This window comes from Streptomyces sp. SID11385 (assembly GCF_010548245.1).
Lineage (GTDB): Bacteria > Actinomycetota > Actinomycetes > Streptomycetales > Streptomycetaceae > Streptomyces.
Window position 1 is genome coordinate 1 of the sequence record NZ_JAAGLR010000853.1, and the last position, 9383, is coordinate 9383.

Below are 9383 nucleotides of genomic sequence, written 5' to 3' on the forward strand. Positions count from 1 at the left end.
GCTCGCCTCGCTCCCGCCCGTGGCGCAGCCGGCCGTCGCGCTCCCGTCGCTCGCCCTCCCGCTCGCGGCGGGCACCCCCGTACCCGCCCTCGGCCGCCGCGTCCTCGCGACGGTCCGCAGCGGTCCCGACCGCTTCCTCGTGTACGTGGCGGCCGACGGGCGCTGCGGCGTCGTCGGGCGGCGTACGGGCGCGGCGCGGCCCCTCGTCGACCTGCGCACCGAGATCCCGCCCGCCGACGAACCCGTCGAGTACCCGCTCGGCCCCACCGCGCGCACCCCGTTGGGGCCGGTCTTCGCGGAGATCTGGTGCGGGCGCGAGACGGTGCTCGTGCGGTACGGGTTCGGGCGGGGCGCGGGGCGGCCGCGGATCACCGGCGAGGCGGACGCGGCGCCGGGACCGGGGCACACGCTGACCGTGGTCGTGGGGGCCGCGGAGGCACGTGCCGAAGTGCTGCGGACAGCGCTGGGGTGAGCGGGAACACACACCGCGTACGGCTCGTTTCCACTGCGCGGGGAGGAAAGATCCTCCCCAAGCACTAGAGTCATCCTTTTGCCTAAGCATTACTCTGGAGCGCAAGGCCACACAGGGTGGCCATGGAGGAGTGAGATGAGGAGCAGCAACCCGGTCTTCTCGCGACGGGGCTTCAGCCGCGACAACGGTTCCGCGGGCTTCAACGCCGCGCCGCAGGCCGGGGGAGCAGCCGTCGGGACCGTCCCGGCCCCGGTCACGGGCAACCCGTACGCGAACAACCCCTACGCGCAGGCGGACGTCCAGTACGGCGTACCGCAGGCCCCGCCCACCGCCGACCGCATGACGATGGACGACGTCGTCACCCGCACGGCGGGCACCCTCGGCACGCTCATTGTCTTCGCCGCGCTCGCGTGGGCGGTGCTGCCGGTCGACGAGGCGAACCTCGGCAAGTCCTACGGCATCGCGATCGGCGCGGGGCTCGTGGCGATGGTGCTCGGGCTCGTGCAGTCCTTCAAGCGCAAGGCCAGCCCGGCGCTGATCCTCACGTACGCGGCGCTCGAGGGTGTCTTCCTCGGCGTCGTCAGCAACGTCGTGGACACGCACATCGCCGACGGTGCGGCCATGCAGGCCGTCATCGGCACGATGGCGACGTTCGTGGCCGTCCTCGTGGCGTACCGGACGGGCCTGATCCGGGTCAACCGGCGCTTCGTCGGCTTCGTGATGGCCGCCGCGATGGGCTTCGTGCTCCTCATGGCGGTCAACCTGCTCTTCGCCGCGTTCGGCGGCGGCGACGGGCTGGGCTTCCGCAGCGGGCACCTCGGCATCCTGTTCGGGATCATCGGCATCGTGCTCGGCGCGCTCTTCCTCGCGCTGGACTTCAAGCAGGTCGAGGACGGCATCCGGTACGGGGCGCCGAAGCAGGAGTCGTGGCTGGCGGCCTTCGGGCTGACGCTGACGCTGGTGTGGATCTACATGGAGTTCCTGCGGCTGATCGCGATTCTCCAGGGCAACGACTGACCGCCTTCGGCGGGGCGGGAGGGGCTGTCACCTTGCGGGGTGGCGGCCCCTTCCGCGTGCCGGGCGTCTTCCTGGGGCTCCGCCCCAGACCCCGCTCCTCAAACGCCGGAGGGGCTGTTTTTTTCGGCTGGGGTCAGAGGCCGGCTTCCCCGCGAGCCTCCGCGACGCGTGCTGCTGCGTGCTCCACCTCTGCGTCGTCACGCAGGACCTGTGCCAGATCGTGTGCTGTCACCGTCAGCTGGTCCGCGACCGCGAACATGCCCGCGTCCGGCATCGTGCGGGGTTCGGTGCCTGGTTCCTCGCGTTTCTGTGCGCGCGTTGCGAGCTCCTGGGCCAGGGCCAGCGCACGCGCGGCGGCTCCTCGTTGGAGGCGGCTTTGCGGGGCGGCGCGAAGGCGGTCGGCGAACTGCTCGACTGCACTGAGGAACGGGGACGTATCCAGCATCCTCCGAGCGTAGCGGGCGCCGACTACTCAGCCCCTCCGGCGCTTGAGGAGCGGGGTCCGGGGCGGAGCCCCGGGGGTGCCTCACGTCGAGGTGATCACGCGGTCCGCCAGGAGGTACACGTTGCGTTCGCCGCAGCCGAACGTCAGGGCGAAGGCCCCGGACACGCCCGAGCCGCCCAGCAGGAACGGCTCCCGGCCCTCCCGCACCGCCTCCGCCAGCAACTCCGCCGTCTCCCGGTGGCCCGGCGTCGCGCACAGCGTCGTGCCGTCCACGAAGACGTAGACGTCCAGCGTCCCGAGCGGACCGGGGCGGACGTCCGCCAGCGTCGTCCGCGCGGCGGCCAGCGCTTCGAGGCGCGCCACCGTCGCCGCGTGGTCGCCGATCGGGTTCGGCTGCGAGGGGACGAAGTCGGGGTGCGAGGGGTGGCGGCGGCGCGCGGCGGCCAGCTCGGCGGAGTCCTCCGGGTACTCGGGCTCCGGCTCCGGCTCGGTCTCCTCGTCCCGGCTGCGCGCGAGCAGCTCGTCCAGCTCCGCGAGGTCGAAGCCCGTACCGAGCCCGTGCACCTCGGCGAAGGCGTCGAGGCCCGCGACGTCGGCGGGGCGCGGCGCGTACAGGTCCTCGGCGCCCGCCGGGAGACCACCGGCCGGCTCGCCGCCCTCCCGTACCTCCTGCGCCGCCCAGAAGGCGCGCGCCTCGGCCAGCTCGCGCTCGCGCTCCTCGGCGAGGGCGTCGGCGACGGCCGCCCTTATCGTGTCGGCGTCCGTACGGGCCGGGGGGATCTGCGCGGGTACGGGCGGGGTGCTCCGCACCAGTTCGGCGCGGAGCGCGGCGAGTTCGCGGCGCAGGGCCTGGGCCACGCGCAGCGCGACGAGCCCGACGACGACGGCGGCGGCCGTGACGATGAGCAGGGCAAGAGGCAGGGCGCTCACAGGCGTTACTCCTGATTCCGACGGGACCCCCGAACTGTCCACCCTCAGCTTGGCGCCTGACAGGGCCCGCTGTCAGTGCCGAATGTCACCAGTTGGGTGGATATGCACCTTCGATGCTTGCCGGTTCAACCATGCTGACCTGCGCAAAGAGATCTCCCCCGGGATTTGTGTCACATCCCGGGGGAGATCGGGTCACGAATTGATCAGGTGCGCGCGGGGTGTTGGAGCGTACGCGGAGCGTGCGGGGCGCACGGCGCGTACGCGGCGCGCGAGGCGCGCGGGGGTGGTCAGCTCAGGCGCTCGATGACCATCGCCATGCCCTGCCCGCCGCCGACGCACATCGTCTCCAGGCCGAACTGCTTGTCGTGGAACTGGAGGCTGTTGATGAGCGTCGTCGTGATGCGCGCGCCCGTCATGCCGAAGGGGTGGCCGACCGCGATCGCGCCGCCGTTGACGTTGAGCTTGTCCAGGTCCACGCCGAGGTCGCGGTAGGAGGGGATGACCTGGGCTGCGAACGCCTCGTTCATCTCGACGAGGTCGATGTCGCCGATGCCGAGCCCGGCGCGCTTGAGCGCCTGCTTGCTCGCCTCGACGGGGCCGAGGCCCATGATCTCGGGGGAGAGGCCCGAGACGCCGGTCGAGACGATGCGCGCGAGCGGGGTCAGGCCCAGCGCGGCGGCCTTCGTGTCGCTCATGATGACGAGCGCCGCGGCGCCGTCGTTGAGCGGGCAGCAGTTGCCGGCCGTGACGCGGCCGTCCGGGCGGAAGACGGGCTTGAGGCCCTCGACGCCTTCGAGCGTGACGCCCGCGCGCGGCCCGTCGTCCTTGCTGACGACCGTGCCGTCCGGGGTCGTGACGGGGGTGATCTCGCGCTCCCAGAAGCCCTTCGCGATGGCCTGCTCGGCGAGGTTCTGCGAGCGCACGCCGAACTCGTCCATGTCGCGGCGCGTGATGCCCTTGAGCAGCGCGAGGTTCTCGGCGGTCTGGCCCATCGCGATGTACGCGTCCGGGACGAGGCCGTCCTCGCGCGGGTCGTGCCACTGGTCCGCGCCGCTCTCGGCGACGGCGGCGGTACGGGCCTCGGCCTCGGCGAAGAGCGGGTTGTGCGTGTCGGGGAGGCTGTCGGAGTTGCCCTTGACGAACCGCGACACGGTCTCGACCCCGGCCGAGATGAAGACGTCGCCCTCGCCCGCCTTGATGGCGTGCAGCGCCATCCGGGAGGTCTGGAGCGAGGAGGAGCAGTAGCGGGTGACGGTGAGGCCCGGTACGTAGTCCATGCCGAGCTGTACGGCGACGATGCGGCCCAGGTTGTTGCCCTGCTCGCCGCCGGGGAGCCCGCAGCCGAGCATGAGGTCGTCGATGTCGTGCGGGTCCAGCTCGGGCACCTTGTCGAGGGCGGCCCGCACGATGGTCGCGGTGAGGTCGTCGGGGCGCAGGTCCTTGAGCGAGCCCTTGAAGGCCCGCCCGATCGGCGAGCGGGCGGCGGAGACGATGACGGCTTCGGGCATGGCGGGCTCCTCGGGCAGCGGCGGCGACGACGGCAGTGCTTGTGAAGCTACCGCCACGTAGAGCGGGGGTCACGGGGTGAGGCGTGTGACACGGGCCGCATTTCTAAGCGCTTGCTCATGGCTGGGGCGGGACTTGTGGGCTCCGCCCCACACCCCGCTCCTCAAACGCCGGAGGGGCTGGATTGACCCGGACCGGAAACTCTTAGCCCCTCCGGCGTTTGAGGAGCGGGGTTCGGGGCGGAGCCCCGCCTGCGCAGGAGGGCGAGGGGGCTTCGCCGCCCCCCGTGCGAGGGCATCGCGGCCACCTCCGTACCCCCCGAGGCGGCAGCCTCCACCGCCGCCTTCGCGACAGGCAGCACGCCCTCGTCCGCCGTCACGTCCTCCGGCCACACCCCCAGCGCCGCGCACAGCGTCGGCAGGACCGCCATCGCCGCCGTCGCGTACCCCTCCACGGACGGGTGGTACTTGTCCGGGCCGAACATCTCCCGCGGGTTCGCCTCGAACTCGGGGCCGAGCAGGTCGCTCAGCGACACCGTACGGCCGCCCTGCTCCACGACCCCGATCGTCTGCGCCGCCGCGAGCTGCCGCGAGACGCGCCGGGCCAGCCAGCGCAGCGGCTGGTAGACGGGCTCCACCGTGCCGAGGTCGGGGCACGTGCCCACGACCACCTCCGTCCCGGCGGTGCGCAGCCTCCGTACCGCCGCGTTGAGCAGTTGCACGGACCGCATGGGCGGCATGTGGTGGGTCACGTCGTTCGCGCCGATCATGACGCAGCACACGTCGGGAACCCCGTCCGGGTCCGAGACGACGAGCGAGACCTGCCGGTCGAGGTCGTCCGAGCGCGCGCCCGGCAGCGCGATGTTCCGCAGCTCCACGGGCCGCTCCGCGACCGCCGCGAGCCCCGAGGCGAGCAGCGCGGCGGGCGTCTGCCGGGCCCGGCGCACCCCCTGCCCGGCCGCGAGCGAGTCGCCCATCATCGTGAAGCGGATCGGGGGCCGCTCCGCCCCGGGACCCTCCGCCGCGAGCGTGCGCCCGTAGCGGCCGTCCGCGTGCGGCGGCACCACCATCTCGCCCACGCCCACGTTCCGCTTCGCCAGCTGGACCTCCGCCAGGAGCAGACCCACCCCGGCGACCCCGAGCAGCCCGATCCCGCTCCCGCCGTACGCCGCGCCCGCGGCGATCCGCCGTGCCACCCTCGCTCTCGACGACATGCGACGCAGCACCTCCTCGTAAGCCGTACACCCACTCAATGCCCCGCGGGCCGGGTGTGCCAATCGCGCATACGGAGGACGGGGCACGCAGGCGGCCACGCCCCGTAGGCTGTCGTGACTCAGAACGAGCCCTTCCAGACGCGCAAGCCGGAGACAACGGTGCACATTCACGACTCGATGATCGACCTCGTCGGCAACACCCCGCTGGTGAGGCTGAACCGCGTGACCGAAGGCATCCAGGCGACCGTCCTGGCGAAGGTCGAGTACTTCAACCCCGGCGGCTCCGTGAAGGACCGCATCGCGCTGCGCATGATCGAGGCGGCCGAGGAGAGCGGGGCGCTGCGGCCCGGTGGCACGATCGTCGAGCCGACGAGCGGCAACACCGGCGTCGGTCTCGCGATGGTGGCCCAGCAGAAGGGCTACAAGTGCGTCTTCGTGTGCCCCGACAAGGTCTCCACGGACAAGATCAACGTGCTGCGCGCCTACGGGGCCGAGGTCGTCGTCTGCCCCACCGCCGTCGACCCCGGGCACCCGGACTCGTACTACAACGTCTCCGACCGCCTCGTGCGCGAGATCCCCGGCGCCTGGAAGCCCGACCAGTACTCCAACCCGAACAACCCGCTCTCGCACTACCACTCCACGGGCCCCGAGCTGTGGGAGCAGACGGAGGGGCGGATCACGCACTTCGTCGCGGGCGTCGGCACCGGCGGCACGATCTCGGGCACGGGCCGCTACCTCAAGGAGGTCTCGGACGGGGGCGTACGGATCGTCGGCGCGGACCCGGAGGGCTCGGTGTACTCGGGCGGCTCCGGGCGCCCGTACCTCGTCGAGGGCGTCGGTGAGGACTTCTGGCCGAGCGCCTACGACCGCACCGTCACGGACGCCATCGTCGCCGTCTCCGACAAGGACTCCTTCCAGATGACCCGCCGCCTCGCCAAGGAGGAGGGCCTGCTCGTCGGCGGCTCCTGCGGGATGGCCGTCGTGGCGGCGCTGGAGGTGGCGCGCGAGGCCGGTCCCGACGACGTCGTGGTGGTGCTGCTCCCCGACAGCGGGCGCGGCTACCTCAGCAAGATCTTCAACGACGAGTGGATGAACGACTACGGCTTCCTCGACGAGGCGGGCGAGCACCCGCGCGTCGGCGACGTCCTCAAGTACAAGGAGGGCCCGCTGCCCTCGCTCGTCCACATGCACCCCGAGGAGACCGTGGGGCAGGCGATCGAGGTGCTGCGCGAGTACGGGGTCTCGCAGATGCCGATCGTGAAGCCGGGCGCGGGGCACCCGGACGTCATGGCCGCCGAGGTCGTCGGCTCCGTCGTGGAGCGGGAACTGCTCGACGCGCTCTTCGCGCAGCGGGCCTCGCTCTCCGACCCGCTCGACAAGCACATGTCCGCGCCGCTCCCGCAGGTCGGCTCGGGCGAGCCCGTCGCGGACCTCATGGCGGTGCTCGGTACGGCGGACGCGGCGATCGTGCTCGTGGAGGGCAAGCCGACCGGCGTCGTGAGCAGGCAGGACCTGCTCGCCTTCCTGGCGCGCGAGGCGGGGAAGTAGGGCGTTCTCGCCGGGGGCGGTCAGCCGCCGGGCAAGTGGTACGAGGCCGTCACGTGGGCGCAGCGCGTCGTTAACACGCGTCCGGCAGATTGAGGGATGTCGGCAGGGAGGGAGCGGCTCCCCTCCCGGGCCGGCGACCGATACGGCGTTTTGGACCTCCGGAGCGGCTCCCGGACCTCCAACGCCAGTGGGACGTGGCCCGGGCCTGACCCGGGCGCGCGTTCTCCGCGGGGACCGCCGTCGTCCCGCCCCCCGGCCTCGCGGCTGGGGGTGCGGCGGTCCTCGCGCTCGGTTTTCCGGGCGCTGCGCCCCCGGACCCCGCCTTTCGGGCTTCGCCCGCTCTTGGGGCTCCGCCCCACACCCCGCTCCTCAATCGCCGGAGGGGCTCGAATTATTGCTTGTCCGTGCCGCCACGTTCACTCCCACGATTCCTGCCCAGGCCACGATCAGGCCCGCTGTGCCGCCCTGGGCGGCGGCGATCGCCGAGAGGGGGATGGCGAGGACGAGGGAGATGAGGGCGAAGGCGTACTGGCGGAACCAGGTGTTGCCGTGGAAGCGGGGGGCGTGCGGGGACGAGCCGCGGGCCACGACGACCTGTTGTTCGGCGAGGCCGCGCCGCACGCGGCGGTCGATCGTCTCGTCGACGCGGCGCTCCATCTTCTCCAGGAAGGAGTCGATCAGCGCCGAGTCGTACTCCTCGCCCAGCTCGCGACGGGCCTGGAGGGTCGCGTCGAGTTCCTTGCGCAGTTCCCGGTCAGAGGTCTCCATACCCCGGGAGCGTACGGAGCGGCGGGCCACCGCACACGGGGGGAATCCCCCCTCTTCGCACGGTGGCCCGCCCGCCCCCGGGCTCAGCTCTGGGGCCTGCTGCCGTGATTCGCCGCGTGCTTGCGGCGGGCCTTCTTCTTGCGGCGTCGCTTGGAGGACATGCGCGCTCCTTTCGGGCTGTACGGGCGGTTCGTACCCGTTCGTATCCTTGCCGCCGGGGCGCCTGCCCGCATCCCGGAGACCGCAATCCCCGAGCCCGTGATTCCTGGAGGGCCGGGCCGATTTCCCCGAACCGCATATTTCCATGCAGCTGTCTGCTTAACTGAATGGCATGAGCGAGAGTGCCGCCGCACGGCTTCAGGCCCTGTTCGACGGGAAGCGCCTCACCCCGACGCAGCGGCGCATCGCGCACTGCATGGTGCGCGGGGCCGCCGAGGTGCCGTACCTCTCCAGCGTCGAGCTGGCCGAGCTGGCGGGGGTGAGCCAGCCGTCCGTGACCCGGTTCGCCGTCGCGCTCGGCTTCGACGGCTACCCCGCGCTCCGCCGCCACCTGCGCGACAGCACCCCCGCGAGCGAGTCCACCGCGCCCGGGACCGAGCCCAACGAGTACCAGCAGGCCGTCGCGGGCGAGATCGAGAACCTGCGCCGCCTCGCCGACCTCCTCGCCGACCCGGCCCCCGTGGAACGCGCGGGCGAACTCCTCGCCGCCTCCCGCCCGCTGCCCGTCCTCGGGCTGCGCGCCGCCGCCTCGCAGGCCTTCGGCTTCTCGTACTTCGCCGCGAAGGTCCACCCCGACGTCCGGCTGCTCGACGAGGGCGGCACGATGCTCGGCGACCGGCTCGACGCCGCGCGCCGCGCCGGGGCGAGCACGCTGCTGTGCTTCGCGCTGCCGCGCCACCCGCGCGAGGTCGTCGACGCGCTCGCCCACGCCAAGAGCCTCGGCCTCACCGTCGTCACCGTCGCCGACTCCTCCTTCGCCCCCGTCGCCGCCCACTCCGACCTCCTCCTGCCCGCCGCCGTCGGCACCGGCCTCGCCTTCGACACCGCGTGCGCCCCGATGCTCCTCGGCCGCGTCCTCCTGGAGGCGATGGCCGACCACATCCCGGGCGCGGAATCCCGCCTGGAGGAGTTCGACACGCAGGCCGCCGCGCGCGGCCTCTTCGCCGACTGACAGCCGCTCTCAGACTCGTCTCAGCGTCTCCTCATCAAGCGCCGCTACCGTCACTCGCCGCACAGGCGCACGGCTCGCGGGAAGGGGACGACGGTGGCGAGAGGCGGTACGGGACGGGGCAGGCGCGCGCTCGTCCGGGTCGCGGTGGTGGTCCGCGCGGGCGCGGCACCCCTGTGGTGGTGGGGCCTCGTCGCGGCGGCGGCCGGGCTCGTCCCGCCCGGGCTCACCGGGCGGCGGATCGGGCTGTACGCAGGCGTGCTCCTGTACGTACTGGCCGCCGCGCTCACCGCGTACCCCCGCCGCGCCCGCTACC

Annotated in this window: 9 protein-coding genes and 1 pseudogene; 5 read left to right on the forward strand and 5 right to left on the reverse strand. The window is 72.7% G+C overall.

Going from position 1 to position 9383, the window contains the following annotated elements; all coding sequences use genetic code 11:
• A partial coding sequence (locus G3I42_RS26030) for a hypothetical protein (protein ID WP_203607357.1) occupies positions 1–472 on the forward strand: 472 nt, incomplete at its 5' end.
• Positions 473–607: 135 nt separating this feature from the next.
• The gene (locus tag G3I42_RS26035; protein WP_164289872.1) at positions 608–1489 is read left to right on the forward strand and encodes a Bax inhibitor-1/YccA family protein; all 882 of its coding nucleotides are present in this window, start codon (positions 608–610) and stop codon (positions 1487–1489) included.
• Positions 1490–1622: 133 nt separating this feature from the next.
• On the opposite strand, the gene G3I42_RS26040 is transcribed toward G3I42_RS26035, so the two are convergent.
• From G3I42_RS26040 to G3I42_RS26055, 4 genes are all read right to left on the reverse strand, one after another.
• Positions 1623–1934 (reverse strand): hypothetical protein, encoded by a 312-nt coding sequence (locus tag G3I42_RS26040; RefSeq protein WP_164289874.1) that lies wholly within the window; start codon positions 1932–1934, stop codon positions 1623–1625.
• 81 nt (positions 1935–2015) lie between these two features.
• Positions 2016–2864, reverse strand: a complete 849-nt coding sequence (locus G3I42_RS26045) for a hypothetical protein (RefSeq protein WP_164289877.1) — start codon at positions 2862–2864, stop codon at positions 2016–2018.
• 287 nt (positions 2865–3151) lie between these two features.
• Complete coding sequence (locus G3I42_RS26050) at positions 3152–4372, reverse strand: acetyl-CoA C-acetyltransferase (protein WP_164289878.1); 1221 nt, start codon at positions 4370–4372, stop codon at positions 3152–3154.
• Between the two features lie 161 nt (positions 4373–4533).
• Positions 4534–5583 carry an SGNH/GDSL hydrolase family protein gene (locus G3I42_RS26055; protein WP_164289880.1) on the reverse strand — a complete coding sequence of 350 codons (1050 nt, stop codon included), beginning with the start codon at positions 5581–5583 and terminating at the stop codon, positions 4534–4536.
• A gap of 159 nt (positions 5584–5742) precedes the next feature.
• Between G3I42_RS26055 and G3I42_RS26060 the strand changes: the two genes are divergently transcribed.
• Entirely contained in the window at positions 5743–7131 is a 1389-nt protein-coding gene (locus G3I42_RS26060) for a cystathionine beta-synthase (protein ID WP_164289886.1), read from the forward strand.
• 369 nt (positions 7132–7500) lie between these two features.
• Here G3I42_RS26060 and G3I42_RS26065 read toward each other — a convergent pair whose 3' ends face one another.
• Positions 7501–7899: a hypothetical protein gene (locus G3I42_RS26065; protein WP_203607358.1), complete on the reverse strand. Its 399-nt coding sequence runs from the start codon at positions 7897–7899 to the stop codon at positions 7501–7503.
• A gap of 331 nt (positions 7900–8230) precedes the next feature.
• On the opposite strand from G3I42_RS26065, the gene G3I42_RS26070 reads away from it, so the two are divergent.
• The gene (locus G3I42_RS26070) at positions 8231–9070 is read left to right on the forward strand and encodes a MurR/RpiR family transcriptional regulator (RefSeq protein WP_164289884.1); all 840 of its coding nucleotides are present in this window, start codon (positions 8231–8233) and stop codon (positions 9068–9070) included.
• Between the two features lie 93 nt (positions 9071–9163).
• A pseudogene (locus tag G3I42_RS26075) lies at positions 9164–9383 on the forward strand (hypothetical protein); the annotation flags it as partial.